At 70.1% G+C, this 19,651-nt stretch carries 18 protein-coding genes; 10 read left to right on the top strand and 8 right to left on the bottom strand.

The features are described 5' to 3' along the window. Positions 1-34 precede the first annotated feature (34 nt). Positions 35-2,068, top strand: coding sequence for a hypothetical protein (locus OG470_RS31500; RefSeq protein ID WP_328418191.1), 2,034 nt, complete (start codon positions 35-37; stop codon positions 2,066-2,068). A gap of 191 nt (positions 2,069-2,259) precedes the next feature. Continuing rightward, on the top strand, positions 2,260-3,219 hold the full coding sequence (locus OG470_RS31495; protein WP_328418190.1) for a TAXI family TRAP transporter solute-binding subunit: 960 nt from the start codon (positions 2,260-2,262) through the stop codon (positions 3,217-3,219). A gap of 26 nt (positions 3,220-3,245) precedes the next feature. Here OG470_RS31495 and OG470_RS31490 read toward each other — a convergent pair whose 3' ends face one another. Beyond that, complete coding sequence (locus tag OG470_RS31490; protein WP_328418189.1) at positions 3,246-4,727, bottom strand: sensor histidine kinase; 1,482 nt, start codon at positions 4,725-4,727, stop codon at positions 3,246-3,248. A 6-nt stretch (positions 4,728-4,733) separates the two neighbouring features. Next, complete coding sequence (locus OG470_RS31485; RefSeq protein ID WP_328418187.1) at positions 4,734-5,417, bottom strand: response regulator transcription factor; 684 nt, start codon at positions 5,415-5,417, stop codon at positions 4,734-4,736. A 145-nt stretch (positions 5,418-5,562) separates the two neighbouring features. Here OG470_RS31485 and OG470_RS31480 point away from each other — a divergent pair, with 145 nt between their 5' ends. From OG470_RS31480 to OG470_RS31455, 6 genes are all read left to right on the top strand, one after another. Further along, the gene (locus tag OG470_RS31480) at positions 5,563-6,585 is read left to right on the top strand and encodes a tripartite tricarboxylate transporter substrate-binding protein (RefSeq protein ID WP_328418185.1); all 1,023 of its coding nucleotides are present in this window, start codon (positions 5,563-5,565) and stop codon (positions 6,583-6,585) included. Position 6,586: 1 nt separating this feature from the next. Continuing rightward, the gene (locus OG470_RS31475; protein WP_328418183.1) at positions 6,587-7,048 is read left to right on the top strand and encodes a tripartite tricarboxylate transporter TctB family protein; all 462 of its coding nucleotides are present in this window, start codon (positions 6,587-6,589) and stop codon (positions 7,046-7,048) included. A 20-nt stretch (positions 7,049-7,068) separates the two neighbouring features. Next, entirely contained in the window at positions 7,069-8,574 is a 1,506-nt protein-coding gene (locus tag OG470_RS31470) for a tripartite tricarboxylate transporter permease (protein WP_328418181.1), read from the top strand. A 137-nt stretch (positions 8,575-8,711) separates the two neighbouring features. Further along, entirely contained in the window at positions 8,712-10,325 is a 1,614-nt protein-coding gene (locus OG470_RS31465; protein ID WP_328418180.1) for an FAD-binding oxidoreductase, read from the top strand. Positions 10,326-10,480: 155 nt separating this feature from the next. Beyond that, on the top strand, positions 10,481-10,909 hold the full coding sequence (locus OG470_RS31460; protein WP_328418178.1) for a hypothetical protein: 429 nt from the start codon (positions 10,481-10,483) through the stop codon (positions 10,907-10,909). Between the two features lie 6 nt (positions 10,910-10,915). After that, positions 10,916-13,417, top strand: a complete 2,502-nt coding sequence (locus tag OG470_RS31455) for a DUF4132 domain-containing protein (protein WP_328418176.1) — start codon at positions 10,916-10,918, stop codon at positions 13,415-13,417. A gap of 56 nt (positions 13,418-13,473) precedes the next feature. Here the strand turns inward: OG470_RS31455 and OG470_RS31450 are convergent, their stop codons facing one another. Next, positions 13,474-13,815 carry a hypothetical protein gene (locus OG470_RS31450; RefSeq protein WP_328418174.1) on the bottom strand — a complete coding sequence of 114 codons (342 nt, stop codon included), beginning with the start codon at positions 13,813-13,815 and terminating at the stop codon, positions 13,474-13,476. On the opposite strand from OG470_RS31450, the gene OG470_RS31445 reads away from it, so the two are divergent. After that, a complete protein-coding gene (locus OG470_RS31445) occupies positions 13,789-14,442 on the top strand; it encodes a GntR family transcriptional regulator (protein ID WP_328418173.1) in 654 nt (217 codons plus the stop codon). The genes OG470_RS31450 and OG470_RS31445 overlap by 27 nt on opposite strands. On the opposite strand, the gene OG470_RS31440 is transcribed toward OG470_RS31445, so the two are convergent. Then, positions 14,346-16,193, bottom strand: coding sequence for a glycoside hydrolase family 15 protein (locus tag OG470_RS31440; RefSeq protein WP_328426709.1), 1,848 nt, complete (start codon positions 16,191-16,193; stop codon positions 14,346-14,348). The genes OG470_RS31445 and OG470_RS31440 overlap by 97 nt on opposite strands. A gap of 252 nt (positions 16,194-16,445) precedes the next feature. Between OG470_RS31440 and OG470_RS31435 the strand changes: the two genes are divergently transcribed. Continuing rightward, a complete protein-coding gene (locus OG470_RS31435) occupies positions 16,446-16,838 on the top strand; it encodes a YybH family protein (protein ID WP_328418172.1) in 393 nt (130 codons plus the stop codon). A 217-nt stretch (positions 16,839-17,055) separates the two neighbouring features. Here OG470_RS31435 and OG470_RS31430 read toward each other — a convergent pair whose 3' ends face one another. The 4 genes from OG470_RS31430 to OG470_RS31415 form a co-directional block, all read right to left on the bottom strand. Further along, positions 17,056-17,907 (bottom strand): SDR family oxidoreductase, encoded by an 852-nt coding sequence (locus OG470_RS31430; RefSeq protein ID WP_328426708.1) that lies wholly within the window; start codon positions 17,905-17,907, stop codon positions 17,056-17,058. A 78-nt stretch (positions 17,908-17,985) separates the two neighbouring features. Continuing rightward, positions 17,986-18,957: an NAD(P)-dependent alcohol dehydrogenase gene (locus OG470_RS31425; protein WP_328418171.1), complete on the bottom strand. Its 972-nt coding sequence runs from the start codon at positions 18,955-18,957 to the stop codon at positions 17,986-17,988. Continuing rightward, positions 18,954-19,187 carry a helix-turn-helix transcriptional regulator gene (locus OG470_RS31420; RefSeq protein WP_442931006.1) on the bottom strand — a complete coding sequence of 78 codons (234 nt, stop codon included), beginning with the start codon at positions 19,185-19,187 and terminating at the stop codon, positions 18,954-18,956. Before OG470_RS31420 ends, OG470_RS31425 begins: the two co-directional genes overlap by 4 nt. Next, the gene (locus OG470_RS31415) at positions 19,181-19,609 is read right to left on the bottom strand and encodes a hypothetical protein (RefSeq protein WP_328418168.1); all 429 of its coding nucleotides are present in this window, start codon (positions 19,607-19,609) and stop codon (positions 19,181-19,183) included. The genes OG470_RS31420 and OG470_RS31415 overlap by 7 nt, the downstream gene beginning before the upstream one ends. Positions 19,610-19,651 lie beyond the last annotated feature (42 nt).

Here is a 19,651-nt window from a genome sequence, read left to right as displayed (position 1 = left end):
GTCGAATCACCGTCCTGTGTCGAGGGAGATGCGCGTGACCACACCCAGACGGTTCCGTCTCGCCGTGTCCGTGCTGGTGACCGCAGGCGCCGTCCTGCTCGGCCCGGCCGCCGCCGCGGCACCGCCCGCGACTCCCGCATCGGCCGGGCACCGGAGCTGCGACCCGATCGACCCGACGGCCTGCCTGCTGCCGTTCCCGAACGACTACTTCACCGTGCCGGATCGGACCAGCCCCACCGGCAAGCGGGTGCGGCTCGCGGCCTCCGCGATGCCCGCCAACGTGCAGGGGACCCCGATCGACCCGACGGAATGGAACCGGCAGGACGGGTTCAGTCCCGGCTCACCGATCCTGGTGCGCGTGCCCGGCCTCGACGCCGCAGCGACCGGGATCGCGCCGGTCACCGACATCGGCCGCTCGCTGGCGCCGGACGCGCCGATCGTGCTGCTCGACGCCCGGACCGGCAAGCGCACGCCGTACTGGGCCGAGCTGGACGCGCACGCCGCCGGCCAGCCGGACCGGCAGCTGCTGATCATCCGGCCGGCGGTGGCGCTGACCGAGGGCACCCGGTACGTCGTCGGCCTGCGCGGCCTGCGCGACGGCAACGGGGCGCTGATCCCGGCGCCGAAGGCGTTCACGTCGTACGTGACCGGTGCCGGCCTCGGCCATCGGGACAGTCGCGTCCCGCAGATGAAGCGGATCATCGCCGACCTGTCCAGGACCGGCGTCAAGCGGCACAGTCTCTACCTCGCCTGGGACTTCACCGTGGCCAGCCGGCACGGTCTGACCGGGCGGATGCTGGCGGTCCGGGACGGCGCGTTCGCCGCCCTCCGCCGGGCCGCACCGTCGTTCACCGTCACCCAGGTGACCGACTATTCGCCCGAGCAGGATCCGCTGATCGCTCGGCAGGTGACCGGCACCATCGGCGTACCGTCCTATCTGACCGGCGACGGCGGGCCCGGCTCCCGGCTGCACTACGGGCCGGCCGGCGGCGGTGGGACGCCGCTGACGCCGAACGCCCTGCCCACGCCGTCCGGTGCGACGGTGGCGGCGGACTTCGTCTGCAACATCCCGCGCAGTGCCTCGGCCGCGAAGCCGGCGCACCTCTCGCTCTACGGCCACGGCCTGCTCGGCAGGCCGACCGAGATCAACGCCGGCAACGTCAAGACGATGTCGAACACGTACGACTTCACCTACTGCGCGACCAGTTGGATCGGCATGGCCGCCGCCGACGTCCCCTACGTGGCAGGCGCCTTCACCGACCTCAGTGCCTTCCCCGCAGTGGCGGACCGGTTGCAGCAGAGCTACCTGAACTTCCTCTTCCTGGGCCGCGCGATGATCCACCCGGGCGGGTTCGCCGCCCACCCGGCGTTCCGGGACGCCAGCGCACGGCCGCTGATCAACGTGGCCGGCGGGCTGCACTACGACGGCAACAGCCAGGGCGGCATCAACGGCGGCGCGCTCACCGCCATCGCCCAGGACTGGACCCGGTCGGTGCTCGGCGTACCGGCGATGAACTACTCCACGCTGCTGCAACGCAGCGTGGACTTCGCCCCGTTCCAGACCATCATGGACGGCTACTACCCGGACAAGGTCGACCAGCAGCTGATCCTCGCGCTGCTGCAGATGCTGTGGGACCGATCCGAGGCCAACGGGTACGCCCAGCACATGACCGACCGGCCGTTGCCGGGCACCCCGGCACACCAGGTGCTGATGCACGTGGCCTTCGGCGACCAGCAGGTATCGCCCGCCGCGGCGGAGGTCCAGGCGCGCACCATCGGTGCCCGCCTGCACACCCCCGCGCTCGCCGACGGCTGGTCACTGGACGTGCGCCCGTACTGGGGCATCACGCCGATCCGCAGGTACCCGTACACCGGCTCGGCGATCGTGATCTGGAACAGCGGTGCGGCCTACGCGCCACCGCCGACCAACCTCGCCCCGGCCGGGCCGGAGTACGGCGACGATCCGCACGAGTTCCCGCGCGCCCAGGCCGGAGCCCAGAAACAGAAGGCGGTGTTCCTACTCACCGGCAAGGTCATCGACGTCTGCGCGCGGACACCCTGCCCGTGACGCGGTAACCGGTCGCGCCGGAAGGGCCCGTCGGGAGGCGAGCTGGGGGAGTCCCGGCGGGCTGCACCAGCGCGCCGGGTTGACGTCGATGAGACCTTGCCGGAGGGCGGCGCAGGGTGACGTGGTTGCGATGCATTGATGGCGCCCTGAGGTCATCGGCGACCGACGGTCACCGTCCGTATCATCTCGGCATGGTGCTGAACCTGGAGCCACGGATCAGCCGACGGGCGGTGCTCCTGGCCGCCGGAGGGTTGCTCGTCGGCTGCTCCCCGCAGCCCGAGGCAGACGAGGTTCACCTGCGACTGGCCACCGGGCCGGCGGGTGCGGTATACCGGCGCATCGGCGGTGCGCTGGCCGAACACATCTCCGAGCAGGTGCCGGGTGCCACGGTGACCACCGTGCCGAGCGGGGCGTCCACCGACAACATCCGGATGCTGCGGGCCGGCGAGGCGCACCTCGGGCTGACGAGCCTGGATGCGCTGATCACGACCGACGGCAGCGCGCCCGAAGGGCTCTCGGCGGTATGCCGGCTCTACGACAGTCATCTGCATCTCGTGGTCATGGCCGGTTCAGCGATCGAAGAGTTCCGGGACCTTGAGGGCAAGCGCATATCCCTCGGTGCCCGCAATTCGGGCACCGAGTTCACATCGCTGCGGGTTCTGAAGCTGGGCCCGGTGAACGCCGACGGTCGGTACCTCAGCCAGGCGGAATCGGCGGCGGCACTGCGCGACGGCAAGATCGACGCGATGTTCTCCCTGACCGGCGTCCCGACACCCGCCATCACGGAGCTGGCGCAGCGGCACCCGATCCGGCTGATCCCGTTGGACGCACAGGCGGACGCGCTCTTCGGGGCGTACCCGGGTCCCTACGCTCCCGCCATGATCCACGCGACTGCCTACGCCGGCATCCCGGCCACCCGCACCGTCGCCGTGCCGAACGTGCTGCTCGCGCGCAACGACCTGCCCGACGACCTGGTCTACGCCATCACCGACACGATCTTCACGCACACCGGCACGATCACCTCCGCCAGTCGCGGTGACGCCGCGGCCGTTCCCGAAGCGTGGCAGATCAACGTACGTACCGGGATCTCCACCGCATCGGTTCCGCTCCATCCGGGCGCAGCGGCCTGGTTCCGCGACCGCAAGCGCTGACCAGAGACAGCGACGCGACCGGGTCCTCAGACCGGCGACGGAGTCGGGGCGCCGGACGACGACGCCACCTGCGGAACGACCGGCAACGCGACCACCGCGGCGAACCCGTGCCCGGACCCGTCTGGACGCGGCAGGCCCTCCTCCAGCCGCAGCTCGCCCCCGGCCGCCCCGACCAGGTCGGCGCAGATCGCCAGTCCCAGGCCGGTTCCGGACACGTTCTGGTGCCGCGGCGACCGCCAGAACCGTCGTAGCGCCTGGGCCCGCTCGGAAACGTCGATCCCCTGCCCGTCGTCGCGGACAGCGACGGTGACCACGCCTCCCGTCGCGGAGCTGTTGCGGTTTCCTTCGCCCACATCAGCGGGAACAACGCGGGCGGTCACCTCCACCGCCTGCGCGCCCGACAGCCGTAACGCGTTGCTGATCAGCTCGTCCAGGATGCTGCCCAGTCCGCCCGGCGGCTCCAGCAGCCGCAGCCCCGGCGGCACGTCGACCGCCAGTGTCTGCCCCGCCGTCGCCGTCAACGCCCGCCACCGGTCCACCCGGGTCGCCAGCACCTCGTCGAGATCCACCGGCGACGCCGTCCGCAGGCTCTCCATCCGCGCACTGGCCTGCAGCGAGTTCAGCATCCGCTGCATCGCCTTCAGCTCGTCGACGGCGACGTCGTACACCTGCCGCCCGTTGCCCTCCGGCCGCAGGTGCGGCGCGAGGCTCTCCACCGCGAGCCGGAGGCTGGTCAACGGGTTGCGCAACTGGTGCGACGCGTCGGACACAAACGCCCGCTGCCGCTGCGCGGCGTTCTCGACGGCGTCCATCATGGTGTTGAACGACGCCGCCAGCCGCCGCAGCTCGATCGGGCCGGCCTCGGCGTCGGCGCGGATCGTCAGGTCGCCCTCCGAGATCCGCGAGGTCGCCGCATCCAGCTTCCGCACCGGCCGCAGCACCCACGCCGATACCGGCCAGGCGACGGCCGCCAATGCGATCAACGGCAGCAGCCCGAGCCCGGCGAGCCGGGCCCAGCGTACGAGGATGGTCTCGCGTGTCTTCGACAGGTCGGAGATCGTCACGACGGCGCCAACGACCTCACTGTCCCGACCCACCGGCTCGGCCACAACGAGTGCGGAGTCGTCCCACGGCGCCCATTCCCAGGACGGTTCGGACCGCGCCCCGGCCAGCGCCGCGGTCACGATCCGGGGCAACGTCGGCTCGGTCCGCGCCGCCTCCCGGTACGCATCGGCAGGTCCGAGCAACACATTGCCCGACGTGTCGACCAGCGCGACCGGGATGCCGTAGAGCTCGTGGTAGCGCGTCAGTTCCTGTTGCAGCGCCTCGGTCCGCCCGGTCGCCAGCGCGGTCTCGGCCAGCGAGGCGAACCGCCCGACGTCGTTGAGCCGGTTGACGTACGTCTCCTGCATCTCCCGCTCGGCCACAGTGATGCTGAGCGGCACCCCGAGCGCCGCGACGAGCAGCACCGCGAGGGGAACCAGGACGACGAGCAGGCGGCGGTGCACGGCGCGTCAGCCGATCAGCTCCGGCTGGTCGGCCAGGAGCCGATAGCCGACGCCGTGGATCGTGCGGATGACCACGTCTGTCCCGAGCTTGTGCCGTAACGCCGCGATGTGGGTGTCCAGGGTGCGACTCGACGACTCCCACGTCGCGCCCCAGATCTGGTCGAGGATGATGTCACGGCTGACCACGTTGGGTGCCCGCCGGGCCAGCAGCAGGAGCAGTTCGAACTCCTTGCGGGTCAACGCCACGGGCGTGCCGTCGACGGTGACCTCGCGGGTGCCGACGCCGATCCGCATCGGGCCGAGCAGGAGCGGCTCGTCCGATTGGCTCAGGGCACGAGCCGCCCGGGTACGCCGCAGGACAGCGTCGATCCGGGCGAGCAACTCGGCGATGCCGAACGGCTTGACGATGTAGTCGTCGGCGCCGGCGCGCAGCCCACGGACCCGCTCGTGCTCCTCGGACCGTGCGGTGACCGCGATGACGGCGGTCTCCGGGTGGTCACGCAGCTTCCGGATCACGTCGAGCCCGTCGCCGTCGGGCAGACCCAGGTCGACGAGGACCACGTCGGCCGGTGCGGCACGCACGGCCTCCGCGGCGGTGGCGATGCGGTGGACCTCGAAGCCCGCCTGGGTCAGGACGGTCACCAGACCCAGCGCCACGCGGTCGTCATCCTCGATGACGGTTATCCGCATACCAGCGGATTCTACGGCCCGGGCCGGCCCTGGTGTCAGCCCGCGAGTTCTTGGGATTTCTCTGACACCATCCGCGTCCCGACCAGTCGAGACTGGGGGCCACTCACTCACCGAGGTATGTGCATGCGCTGATGAGGAGGCCGCTGTGAGAGAGACCAGCAGGTACCGGGCCGCCGCGCGGATGATCGCCGCGATCGGCGTCGTCACGCTCGTAGCCGCCTGTTCCGGCAACGGAGGTGCCAACGGCGGAGGCGACGCCGCAGGCTACCCGGATCAGAACATCACGATCGTCGTGCCGTTCAGTGCGGGCGGCCCGACGGACACGGTCACCCGAATGATCGCCGAGCCGATGGCCGCCAAACTCGGTGGCAAGGTCGTCGTCCAGAACGTCGAGGGTGCCGGCGGTACGGTCGGTGCCGGCGAGGTCGCGCGGGCCGAACCGGACGGCTACACCGTGCTCATGCACCACATCGGCATGTCGACGGCACCCGCCCTGTACAAGGACCTGGGCTACAAGCCGCTCGAGGACTTCGAGATGGTCGGGCTCGTCACCGAGGTGCCGATGACGGTCGTCGCCCGCAAGGACTTCGCGCCCACGACACTCCAGGACCTCGTGACCCACGTGAAGGCGAACGCCAACAAGGTCACGCTGGCGAACGCCGGCATCGGCGCCGCGTCCCACCTGTGCGGCCTACTGTTCCAGACCGCCACTGGTGTGAAGCTCCAAGAGGTCCCGTACCAGGGCACCGGCCCCGCGCTGACCGACCTCGTCGGTGGCCAGGTCGACTTCATGTGTGACCAGACGACCAACACCAGCGGCCAGATCGCCGCGGGGAAGGTGAAGGCGTACGCGGTCACCACGCCCGAGCGGGTGAAGAGCCTTCCCGACCTGCCCACCACGGTCGAGGCCGGGCTGCCCCAGCTTCAGGTCAGCGTGTGGCACGGTCTCTACGTCCCGGCCGACACGCCGCAGGAGATCGTCGAGAAGCTGTCCGAGGCGCTGAAGGTGGCACTGGCCGACCAAGGGGTCATCGACCAGATGGCCAAGCTCGGCACCGCGCCGGTCCCGGCCCAGGACGCGACCCCGCAGGCGCACCGGGCCAAGCTTGAGGAGCAGCTCGGCACCTGGGGGAAGATCATCGCGGACGCCGGGGTCAAGGTCTCCTGAGGTGGAGCGCCGTCGGTCGTTTCCGGACGTCCTCGCCGGGGGAGTCTTCGTCCTGATCGGTGGTGCATTCGTGGTGGGGTCGCTCGGCTATGAGCTGGGCACCCCACTGCGGATGGGCCCCGGCGCCTTCCCGCTGCTGGTCGGCGCGACGGTGGCCGTCTTGGGCCTGGCGATTGTCATCAAGGGACTGATCGCCGGCGAGGTGATCTCGTTCGGACCGATCCCGTGGCGTGCGGTCGCCGCCATCGTGCTCGCGGTTGTGTTCTTCGGATTCACCGTCCGGCGCCTCGGATTCGTACCGACGTCGGCGGTGACCGCCCTGCTCACCACGCTGGCCAGCTCACGCGTACGGCTGCTCACGGCCTTGGCCGTGGCCGCCGGGCTGACCGTGGCCAGCACGCTCATCTTCGTCGTCGGACTTCAGCTGCGGATCCCGCTATGGGGCCCTTGGCTGGGGTTCTGACGCGGCATCCGGATTGAGGCATGGAACTTCTCGACAACCTCGCGCTGGGCTTCTCGACCGCCTTCCTGGTCCAGAACGTCCTCTACTGCTTCGTGGGAGTGCTGCTCGGGACCGCGGTCGGCGTGCTGCCCGGCATCGGGCCAACGGCGACGGTGGCGATGCTGCTGCCGATCACGTTCAGCTTCGAGCCGGTGACGGCGTTGATCATGCTGGCCGGTATCTATTACGGCGCACAGTACGGCGGCTCGACGACCGCCATCCTGATCAACCTGCCCGGTGAGTCGTCGGCGGCGGTCACCGCGCTGGACGGGCACGAGATGGCCCGCCAGGGCAGGGCCGGCCCGGCCCTGGCCACCGCTGCGGTCGGGTCCTTCATCGCGGGTACGGTGGCCACCGTCGCGCTGGCCGTGGCGGCCCCACCGCTGGCCAGCGTCGCGTTGAAGTTCGGCCCGGCCGAATACTTCTCGCTCGTGCTGTTCGGCCTGATCGTGTCGATCGCGCTGGCGCGTGGCACGGCGCTCAAGGCGCTGGCGATGATCGCCCTCGGCGTGCTGCTCGGCACGGTCGGCCAGGACATCTACACCGGCACGCCCCGGTTCGTGTTCGACCAGCGCGAGCTGTACGGCGGCATCGACTTCGTGTCGGTCGCCGTCGGCATGTTCGGGGTGGCCGAGATCCTGCGCAACCTGGAGAACGAGCAGACCCGAACGGCGGTCGTCAGCAAGGTGAAGAACCTCTGGCCGACCCGCGAAGACCGGCGCCGGATCGTCGCCCCGATTCTGCGGGGCACCGGTCTCGGCGCCGCGCTCGGCGTCCTGCCTGGCGGTGGCCACGTGCTGGCCTCGTTCACCTCGTACGCCGTCGAGAAGTGGATCTCGAAGCGGCCGCAGGAGTTCGGGCGCGGTGCGATCGAGGGCGTCGCCGGCCCCGAGTCGGCGAACAACGCCGCCGCACAGACGTCGTTCATCCCGCTGCTCACCCTGGGTCTGCCCGCCCACCCGGTGATGGCACTGATGGTCGGCGCGTTCATCGTCCACGGCATCACCCCCGGCCCGAACGTCATCAATGACGAACCGGCGCTGTTCTGGGGCCTGATCGCGTCGATGTGGATCGGCAACGTGCTGCTCCTGCTGCTGAACCTGCCGCTGATCGGCTTGTGGGTGCGCATGCTGCGCATCCCGTACCAGGTGCTGTTCCCGATGATCATCCTGTTCGCCGCGATCGGCACGTACTCCCTGGCCTTCAACGCGTACGACGTCTACGCCATCGCGTTCTTCGGGATCCTGGGCTACATCCTGATCAAGTGCGGCTGCGAGCCGGCGCCACTGCTGCTCGGCTTCGTCCTCGGTCCCTTGCTTGAGGAGAACCTGCGGCGGGCGCTCATCATCTCCCGCGGCGACCCGTCGGTCTTCCTGACCCGACCGATCTCCGCAGTGCTTCTGGCCCTGGCCGTGGCAGCGCTCGTCGTCGCCGTCCTCCCGACGATTCGCAGGCGCCGCGAGGTCGTGTTCGCCGAGGAGGAGTAGGGGCAGCGGCGGTGACAACCGGGCGATCCGGGGCTGGAAGGCGGCGTTGACCAGCACGACAGCATCGACGCGGTGCTGGCCGTCGATGTACGTTACCGGCGAGTCGATCTGGCGATGGTGGACGGCGGGGAGGCCGCATGGCCGGGAAAGGCCGTTCGTGGTGGGGCTGGGGGAACGTCGAGGACGCAGTGACCGGCGCGGAGGCCACGGCGTTGGCAACCCGGGTGCGTACCCTGCTGCCCGACGTCGACCTGACCGAGCACGTTGCGCCGCCGGTGGACGAACTCGGCCTGCGCCCACCGCGGGTCAATCCGCCGACGTCACTCGCCAGGCTGTGCTCGACGGATCCGGCCGACCGGGCGGCGCACACCCATGGCAAGGCGTTCCGGGACGTCGTCCGCAACCTGCACGGGGATGTCCACGACCCGCCGGACCTGGTGGTCCGGCCGGTGACCGAGCAGGACGTCGTCGACGTGCTGGACTGGTGCGCGGGCCGGGACATCGCGGTAATCCCCTACGGCGGCGGATCGTCAGTGGTCGGCGGTGTGGAGCCGCGGCTGGGTGACGCGTATCCCGCGGCGGTCAGTCTCGACCTTGGGCGCCTCGACCGGGTGCTGGAGGTGGACCCGACCAGCCGGGCGGCCCGCATCCAGGCCGGAGTGTTCGGCCCGGCGCTGGAGGACCAACTCCGGCGGTACGACCTCACCCTGCGGCACTTCCCGCAGTCGTTCGAGTTCTCCACCCTGGGCGGCTGGCTAGCCACCCGCGCCGGCGGTCACTACGCCACCGTCCTCACCCACATCGACGACCTGGTGGAGTCGATGCGGGTGATCACCCCAGCGGGCACCAGCCAGTCGCGCCGGCTGCCCGGCTCCGGCGCCGGGCCGTCCCCGGACCGTCTGTTCCTCGGCTCCGAAGGCGCGCTCGGCGTCATCACCGAGGCGTGGATGCGGCTGCAGGACCGGCCCCGCTGGCGGGCGGGCGCCTCGGTGCACTTCACCGACTACGACGGGGCGGTCACCGCCACCCGGGCCATCGCCCAGTCCGGTCTGCACCCGAGCAACTGCCGGCTGCTCGACCCGGTGGAGGCGCTTCTCAACGCCGGCGCCGCCACCACCGGCGGCGTGCTCGTCCTGGGATTCGAGTCCGCAGACCATCCGGTCACACCATGGCTGGACCGCGCCGTCGAGCTGTGCCGCGACCACGGCGGAACCCTGCCGGAGCCATCCCGCAGCGACGACTCGTCCGGCCCACGGCAGCGCACCGCCGCCGCCGACGCCTGGCGGTCAGCGTTCCTGCGGATGCCGTACCAGCGCGACGCGCTCGCCGCCCGGTCGATGATCGTGGAGACGTTCGAGACCGCCTGCACCTGGGATCGATTCCCCGCCTTGCGCGCTGCCGTGCTCGCCGCGGCCGGCGAAGCGCTGCGCGCCGTCGCCGCGACCGGTGTGGTCACCTGCCGCTTCACGCATGTATACCCGGACGGCCCCGCTCCCTACTTTGGTGTGTACGCCACCGGCCGCTGGGGCGCCACCCTCGCACAGTGGGACCAGGTCAAGCATGCCGTCTCCGACGCGCTGCTCGCCGCCGGCGGGACCATCACCCACCACCACGCCGTCGGCCGCGACCACCGACCGTGGTACGACCGGCAGCGTCCGGACCCGATCGCGCTCGCACTGCGCGCCGCCAAGAGCGCCCTCGACCCGTCCTGGATCCTCAACCCCGGCGTCCTCGTCGATCCCGCCCGCTGACGTCGGCTGCGGTGCGCCACCGGCTGGTGAACCCCGAACATTACGACTTGACGTACGGGATGTTATCGCTCACGGTCGATGGTCCCTGGACACCGGTGTGGCAGCAGCGCCGGCACGATGCGCCACTGCTGAGTTGCGGCTGACAGGATGGACACATGTCGGTGTTGCAGGTGAAGGTGCGTGCAGTGGTGTCCGGCGCGTATCGGTCCGGCATGCCGGACGTTCTGGTCGAGCTCGCGAGCGAACGTGCGACGGTGCGGGAGCTGATCCGCAGGGCGGTTGAGGAGCAGATCCGGTCGTTGGGCGTCGACGCCACGCGTTGCCAGACCGTGCTCGATCGCCAGTATCTTTCCGCGGCGGAGATCCGGGCACAGGCATCCACCGGCATGGTCCGGATGCCCTCACCGCAACTCGATTCGCCGGACGTCGCCGAGCATGTGGCTCGGGCGTGTCGGGCGTTCGAGCGGAGCGTGTTCGTGTTGTTCGTGGGAGGACGCCAGGTCGAGCGGCTCGACGAGGAGATCGTGCTTCGCCCCGGCGAGCCCGTCGTGTTCCTGCGGCTGACCGCGCTGGTCGGTGGGTGACCCGTGGTGGACGTACCGGAGATGTACGCCGACGAGGTCCGTCGCCAGCGAGACGCCCTGTGGGGGATGGTCGACGAGGCCTCGGCCTTGGCGAAGGCCGATGACCTGCCAGGTCTGCGGGCCCACGCCAAGGAGATCCGGCGTGGGCTGGAAGCCGGCAACAGCATTGACCGTACCGGTGGACATCTGGACTCGAACGTCGGTGACATCCACGCGTCGCTGGACGACATCTACGATGCGGCGTTTCCGGTGCAGAACCCCGACGATCCGGCAGACGTCCTGGAAACGCCGTGGCCGACCGCCAGCCGTACGGCCCAGCTCGCCTCCATCGTGGACCACGTGGGCTGGCCGAAACCACCGCTCGAGCCCCTGGCCGACCGCGCAATCGCCGCCAACGACGTTCACCTGCTGCGGCTGCTGGTCCTCACTCCGCTGGGCCGCGCGAGTCGGGCGACCGTGGTGCGGGTCCTGGACGCTCTGCACGAGGTGGGGGCGCTCGATGTCGAGATCATCGAGCAGGCGTTCACCGACGACGAGTACCTGGGCAACGCCATCGTCGGACGCTCCCCGGCGGACGGCGCCGAACGGTCGATGCCCCACGCCTGCACGCCCGCTGTGCGCGACTACTTCGACGAGGTGGCCTGGCGCCTGACCTCGCCACCCGAGCCCGAGTGGACCGCGCTACCCGAGGTGCTGGTGCCACGAGGCCTGCGGTTCGTGCTCCGGGCCATGGAGCGACCAACGGATCGCCGGATGGCCGTGCGCCTCGGCGCCGCCGAGCTGACCGATGGCGAGCGGACGGCGCTGGTGGAACACCTGCGCGATCGGCCGGCAGAGGAGCGGCGGTACGCCTTCGACCTACGGCTGCCGGCGGGTGACGCCGGGGTGCTGCTGCCACTGCTCGGGCTACCCGGCGCGGAGCCGCTGCTGCGGCTGGTGCAGGCGACCTCCACAACGGAGGCTGTGCGGCAGGACAGGAGCGCCATCCTCGCTGCCGTGCGGCAGGCCGGCGTCGACGGTGCGCGCCGGCTGCTGCGGATCTGCCCGAGCGAGATCGTCTCCGCCGCGCTGGGCTGGAACCGCGCAGCCGTCTCCAAGCGCGTCAAGCACAACGCGCTGGCGGGCATCGCCGCTTTCGGCCTGCTGCCGCTGGCCGACGGGGAGACGGTGCTCGACCGCTACATGGCGTTGCGGGAGGTGGCGAAGCGGGGTCCGAAGCTGGGTCCGAACCGCAGGCACAGCCACGCCGCCGCGGTCGCCGTCGCCCTCGACCATCTCGCCCAGGTGACCGCTTTCCCAGACGCCGAGCGCCTGGAGTGGGACTGCGAGGCCCGCATCGCCACTGAGACGCCCGGCGAGTGGCACATCGGCGACTACACCGTCGCGCTGCGGCTGTCCGATGCCGAGCCGCTCATCACCATCAGCAAGGCAGGCAGGCAGCTGACGTCGGTGCCGGCTGCCGTACGCGCCGACCCGCGGTACCCCGAGGTCCGCGAACACCAGGAACGGCTACGCGACCAGGCTCGCCGCATACGTACCGGGCTGATCGAGCGACTCGTCGCCACCGGCGGCACCCTCGCGCCTGACGAGCTCGCCCGCCTGCGGAGCCTGCCAGCCGGCGCGGTGATGCTCCCGGCGCTGATCTGGCAGGACCAGGTGGGCACGATCGGCTTGCTCGACCAGGTCGACCTCGACGGTCCGGTCACCGTGGTGCATCCGTCGCTGTTGTACGAGCGGGACCTGCTCGCCCACTGGCAGGCGGAGGTCGTCCGGCAACGGATCCGACAACCCGTGAAACAGGCCTTCCGGGAGCTGTACCTGTTGACTCCGGCCGAACGCGACGCTGTCGACGTGTCGCGACGGTTCGCCGGACACACGGTCGACGGCAAGGTGTCGGGTCAGCTGCTGTCCGGGCGCGGCTGGTCGACTCATGGCCAGTATCAGCAGCACCAGGCAACCCGGCCGGTCACCACCGAGATCACCGCCGCGCTGGTCTGCGACCTGCCCGGCTATTTCGGTGGGGGAGAGGTGGTCGTCGGCGAGTTGCGTTTCCTGGCCGCAGGCTCGGTCGTCCCCCTGGCCGACGTGCCGCCGGTGGCGTTCTCCGAGGTCATGCGGGATCTGGACCTCGTCGTGTCGGTCGCCGGGATCGACCCGGCCGGGTACGCCTCGCCGCTACACGGGGCGAGCCGGGCCCATTTGCTGGCCAGCCTGGTCGATGATCTCGGGCTGGCCCGGGTGACCGTCGACGGCACGTCGGCCGTGGTCCGTGGCTCCCGGGCCACCTATCGAGTGCACCTCAACAGCGGCAGCATTCACGTCGAGCCCGGTGGCTACCTGTGCGTGGTACCAGCCTCGTTCGGCGGCACGGCCCATCCCAGCCTGTTCCTGCCGTTCGCCGACGAGGACCGGATCACCAGCGTCATTCTCAGCAAGGTGCTTCTGCTCAACGAGGACGAGAAGATCACCGACCCGACGATCCTGGCCCAGCTTGGTCCACGGGCCTGACCGCAGGTGACGCTGGACGGTCAGACCCTCGTCGGGCAAGTGCCCTCGGCGCAGGCTCAGGCGGGAAAACCGCCCGCCCGGAGCAGAGCGCCCGGGAGTTGATTTCCGAGCCTCCGTTCCAGCCAGGACGCGGCCGAGGTGACCTCCTCCAGTTTCAGGCCGGTGGGCTGCCCCATCCGGTCGAAGAGGTAGACGAGGTCCTCGGTGGCGAGGTTTCCGGTCGCCGCCGGCGCGAACGGGCAACCGCCTGCTCCGCCGATGCTGGCGTCGAGGGTCGTGACGCCTGCCTGGAGCGCCGCGACCGCGTTGGCCACGCCGGTGTGCCGGGTGTCGTGCAGGTGCAACCGCAGCGGTGTCCGGGATTCCGCGGCGTGCAGGTCCAGGCATGGAGCATCCACGATCTCGACGAGATCTTCAGCCTGCGGTCCGTGCTCGAGCCGTGGGGCTGCCGACTGGCGGCCACCAGGGGCACCATCGACGTGGACGCGCTAGACGCGCTGGCCCACCGGATGGACGAGGTCGCGCCGGACAGACGACCGACCGACGTGGACGAGCTCACCGAGCTGAACAACCGGTTCCACCGGATGATCCTCGAGGCGTCCGACAACAGCCGACTGGCCGGCGTCGTCTCCTCGGTGATCCAGATGCCGCTCGTCTCGCGCACCTTCTCCCGGTACACCCCGGACGCGCTGCGCCGTAGCCTGGCTCACCACCACGAACTGGTGGCGGCCCTGGCCGCGCCCGACCCCGACTGGGCGGAGTCGGTCATGCGCAGCCACGTACGCGCGGCGTGGCACTCCATCCGACTGCGAGACGGCGGCGACAAGCGCCTGACCCGGAACTGCCGAAGTAGGTCAGCACAACCGCAAGTCACCCGCCACCCTGATCAGCCCCCGTGGGGGCGAGCGCGTCTGGGGCTGAGGCCACTCTATTGGCGGCGCCGGGCGTCGGCCTTGGCGTCGAGCAGGTCGTTCAGCGCCAGCGCCGAGTTGATCAGGGAGAGATGGCTGAACGCCTGCGGGTAGTTGCCGATCTGCTCACCGGTCGCGGCGATCTCCTCGGCGTACAGGCCGAGATGGTTGCTGAAGGTGAACATCTTCTCGAAGGTGAGCCGGGCGTCGTCCAGGCGGCCGGAGCGGGCCAGCGCCTCGACGTACCAGAACGTGCACATGTTGAAGGTGCCCTCGTGGCCGGGAAGGCCGTCGGGGGAGTGGACCGGGTCGTACCGGTGGACCAGGCTGTCGGAGACCAGCTCGCGCTCGATCGCGTTCAAGGTGGACTGCCAGAGGGGGTCGCTCGGCGTCACGAAGCCGACCGCCGGCATGGAGAGCAGCGCCGCGTCCAGCACGTTCTCGTCGTACGCCTGCACGAAGCTGCCGCGTTCCCGGTTGTATCCGCGGGCCATGACCTGGTTGTAGATCCGGTTGCGTTGCTCGGCCCAGCCGGTGATGTCGCCGGGGCGGCCGGTGCGGGTGGCGAGGCGGATGGCCCGGTCCAGCGCCACCCAGGACATCACCCGGCCGAAGGTGTAGTTGCGGGGGTGGTGGCGGCTCTCCCAGATGCCGGCGTCGGCCTGGTCCCAGTGTTGGCAGAGCCAGTCGACGAGCCGGACGGTGCTCTTCCACACCTGGTGCGAGACGCGGATGCCCTGCTCGTCGGCGAGGTGCATGGCGTAGAGGGCCTCGCCGTGGATGTCGAGTTGGAGCTGGTCGGCGGCGCCGTTGCCGATCCGCACCGGTCGGGAGCCGCGGTAGCCCTCCAGGTGATCGAGGATCTCCTCGTGCAGATCGGAGGAGCCATCCACCCGATACATGATCTTCAGTGGGTCCTGGTGGTCACCGGCCTCGCGGATCCGCTCGTCCAGCCAGTTCATGTACCGGCTGACCTCTTCGGTGAAGCCGAGGCCGAGCAGCGCGTGCACCGAGAACGACGTGTCGCGTACCCAGGTGTAGCGGTAGTCCCAGTTGCGGGTGCCGCCGACCAGCTCGGGCAGCGCGGCGGTGGGCGCGGCGATCATCGCGCCGGTCGGCGCGTACGTCATGAGCTTCAGCGTGATGGCCGAGCGCTCGACCATCTCCCGCCACCGCCCGGTGTAGCGGGAGCGCTCGACCCAGCGCCGCCAGTAGTCCCGGGTCCACTCGAACATCCCCTGGACCTCTGCCGGCGCGATGATCCGTGGCTCCGTGCCGGCCGTCTCCAGGACCACCCCGCCGGTGTCACCCTCGTTCAGGGTGCCGTATACGACCAGGTCGTCGTCCTCCAGGCGGATGTCGCCTCCCTGCGACATCAACTGCCGCACCGGGTCAACCGGGTTGAAGGTGAGCACCGCCGACCGGCTGCGGAAGACGTACCCATTGCGGTGGCGCTCCAGTTGGTGCTTCTCCCGGGCGTAGTCGAACCGGGGCCGGCACTCCACCCGAAACCGCATGCTGCCCCGGACCATGTTGACCATGCGGACCAGGCGGTGCGCGTCAACGGCCTGATCGCCGGTGACCGGCATGAAGTCCATCACCTCGGCGACGCCGTCCGCGCTGATGAACCGGGTGATCAGGATCGGAGTGCCAGGCAGGTAGAGCTGCTTGGTGACGTACCGGACATCGTGCGGGGCGATGCGAAAATAGCCACCCCGCTCGTGGTCCAGCAGCGCGGCGAAGATGCTCGGCGAGTCGAAGCGCGGCGCGCAGAACCAGTCGATCGTCCCGTCGCACGTCACCAGCGCGGCGGTCTGCAGGTCTCCGATGAGCCCGTGATCCTCGATCGCCGGATAGCTCTCCACGTCGCCCCCAGGTCTCGACACACCTCCTGCGCAGTAACCTAAGGGAGGAATTGTCAAGTTTGGGCCGATTCGTGGTCAGCCACCCTCTCGCGCGTTCCGCACATCACCCCACGGGGCGTGCTGAGATCCTGCAGCGCGCAGGTCCGCTCTGCGGCCGTCACGCCTGACACCGGCGGCTGGTTGACGAGTGCATGCCCGCAGCTGGCCGGTTCTCGCCGCCTGCCCGCCCCGCCGATGGCAAGGTGGATGTCCATGGACAGGAAGCAGGTCGCCGATTGGCTCGCCGCCTACGAGCAGATTTGGCGGACGCCGGGCACGGACGCGCTGGTCACGATCTTCACCGAGGACGCGAGCTACCAGCAGGGGCCGTACTGGACGCCCGTCGTCGGCCTGCCGGCCATCGCCCGGATGTGGGAAAAGCAGCGCAGAGGTCCCGACGAGGTGTTCCAGATGACCAGCGAGATCGTTGCGGTTGACGGCGACACCGCGGTGTCACGCCAGGAGGTCCGCTACGGCGACCCGGTCGACCAGGAGTACCGCGACCTGTGGATCATGCGATTCGCCGACGACGGACGTTGCCGGTCGTTCGAGGAGTGGCCGTTCTGGCCGGGACAGCAGCCGGCCAACCCTCCGGACGGATCGTGACCCGAGGAATTTGCTACGCCGAGCGACGGCCGGTGTGCTCCACGGCTCGATCATCGAAGGGCTGGCCAGCCAAGGCGCACCGACCCGGTCGTGCACCGTGTAGTTGTCTGGTACGTCCGCAAGGTATTTCGGCGCTGGATTTCGCGCTCTAGTCAGTTCGGTACGGGGAACGACGTCGCGGCCCGTCCCTTGGTCCGGCTTCCGGTCGTCTTGTTGGTTACCGGCCTGGGTCAAGGCCAGCAAGTTCTTCGCTGAGCGCCCACAACCTCGCGGCAGCCCGGGCGTCTCTGGCCAGAGCGCTTGGCTCGGCAGGCTTGCACCTGACGAAGTAGCCGCCGGTCACGTCGGCGATCTCCGGCGAACTGGCAAGGTATACCGAGGTCTCGGCACCAGTTGCGGGGCCGGGCTGAATACGCAGGACGAGCCGCACAACCGCGCCGAGCGCGCCGGTGACGTCGCGGCCGAGGGCGGTACGTACGAAGCCGGGATGCAGACAGTTTGCGGTGACTCCGGTGCCGGTCAGACGCTTGGCCAACTCGACGGTGAACAGGATGTTCAGTAGTTTCGAGAGGGGATAGGTCTGCGCATGCCCGGCCTGCGCCCCGCGGGGCAGGTCATCCCACGGGATTGTCCGGGCCTGCTTGTGGGCGGCGGACGAGACCGTGACCACCCGTGCGGGAGCGCTGCGCTCCAACAGCCCACGCACCAGGTTGGTGAGCAGGAACGGCCCCAGATGGTTGGTCGCGAACGTAGTCTCCAACCCATCGGCGGTCAGCTGCCGGCGCATCGAGATCACGCCAGCGTTGTTGACCAGGACATCGAGCCGGTCGTACCGAGCCATGACCTCGTCGGCCAGCCGGCGTACCTGCGCCAGGCTCGACAGGTCCGCGGCCACGGTCTCGATCTGCGCGAGCGGTACGTGCCGGCGGATCTCGTCGCGGGCCGTCTCACCGCGTGCCGCATCGCGGGCGACAATGATCACGGTAGCGCCGAGCATGGCCAACCGCAGCGCTGTCTCCTTGCCGATCCCGCTGGTCGCGCCGGTCACCAGGCAGGTCTTGCCCGACATCGTCCTCACACGATCTCCATACAGGACACTCAAGAGCAGGACACCGATAGCATCCACCATCGGCGGGCGGCCGGCGCGCTACACCGTGACGACGACCTTGCCCGCGGGGTGACCCTGGGCGAGGTAACGGATCGCGTCGGGCGCGTCGGCGAGAGCGTAGGTGCGGTCGATGACCGGGGTGACCGAGCCCGACTCGATGAGCGGGGTCAGTTCCTCGAGGTCCTCGTAGCGCTCCCGAGCGGTCACGCCGCATACCCGCTGGCCGCCGAACAGCGAGAGCAACGGCGCAGCCATCTGGCGCTGGAAGCCGCCGAGCAGCCAGCCCTTGGCGTGTCCGCCGCCGACGAGGGCGATCGTCCCATGCGGCGTGAGTGCGCGCCGGAGCAACGGCAACGGCCGGCTGCCCGCGGTGTCGATGATGATGTCGTACTGCGCACCGCCGCGGTCGATCTCGTGCTGGGTGTAGTCGATGACGTCCTCGGCACCGATGGAACGCACCAGCTCGATCTTCGAGGTGCTGCAGACGCCGGTCACGCGTGCCCCGTACACCTTGAGAAGCTGGACGGCGAACGACCCGACCCCTCCGGCCGCGCCGGTGACCAGCACCCGCTGCCCGGGCTGCACCCGGGCGTCGCGGACGCTCTGCAGCGCCGTCACCGCGGAGATGGGCGTCGCCGCCGCCTGCACGAAGGTGAGGTTGGCCGGCTTGGGCGCCAGCCGGTGCTGCCGCGCCGTCGCGTACTCGGCGAACGAGCCGCTCCCGCAGGTGCCGAACACCTCGTCGCCGGGACGCAGGCGGGTCACGCCGGCGCCGACCGCCGCCACCACACCGGCGACGTCCCGGCCGAGCACCGCCACCTTGGGTCGGCGCAGCCCGACCGCGAGGCGCACGGCCATGGGTCGGCCGGTCATGAGGATCCACACGCCCGGGTCCACGCCGGCGGCGCGCACCTTGACGAGCACCTCGTCCTCGCCGATCGAGGGCGTGTCGATGTCGCGGAGGTCGAGCACGTCGGCCGGGCCGTACCGGTCGCGGGCGATCGCTTTCATGACTTCTCCTCGGGGGAGTCGGGGTACTGGAACACGTCGTCGAGCGGAACGCGGAACACCCGGGCGATCCGGAAGGCCATCTCCAGCGAAGGCGAGTAGCGGCCCTGCTCGATGGCGATGAGGGTCTGTCGGGTGACGCCGATGCGCTCGGCGAGTTCGGCCTGGGTCATCTCGCCGTGCGCGAAGCGCAGCGCGCGGATGCAGTTGGTGACCTGCGTCGGCTTCACCACTGGGGGAAGCTCCTGCGGTACACGATGACCTTCGTGATGCCGCCGAGGACCGCCGACAGCACGAAGCAGAGGTAGATCACGTTGGCGATCCAGAACCGGTCCCAGTCCGCCATCGCCATGAGCATCGCCGCGACCGCGCCGACGACGACGAACGACTGGCCGACGTGGTCGCCGAGCCGCCCGATGTCGCGGTCCCGCACGTCCCTGGTGCGGGACGCGCCTGGATTCACGATGGCCATGCCGATCTCGGCCACGATCGACGCGACGATGGCCGCGCCGACCGTCCACAACAGGGTGCTCGCGTACGGCACGTCAGGCAGCGAGCGTCCGTCCGCGCGGCTCGCGATGACGGCCACGTAGGCGGAGTAGCCGAGCACGGCGACGATCAGCCCGATCCACGCGCGTTTCTCGTCGTGCGTCATGATCAGCCCCTTCGGTGTCTAGAATCTTTGACACCAGCAAGG

Source organism: Micromonospora sp. NBC_00389 (assembly GCF_036059255.1).
Lineage (GTDB): Bacteria > Actinomycetota > Actinomycetes > Mycobacteriales > Micromonosporaceae > Micromonospora.
The sequence above is the reverse complement of the archived record's forward strand: the minus strand, read 5'-3'. Positions and strand labels throughout refer to the sequence as shown.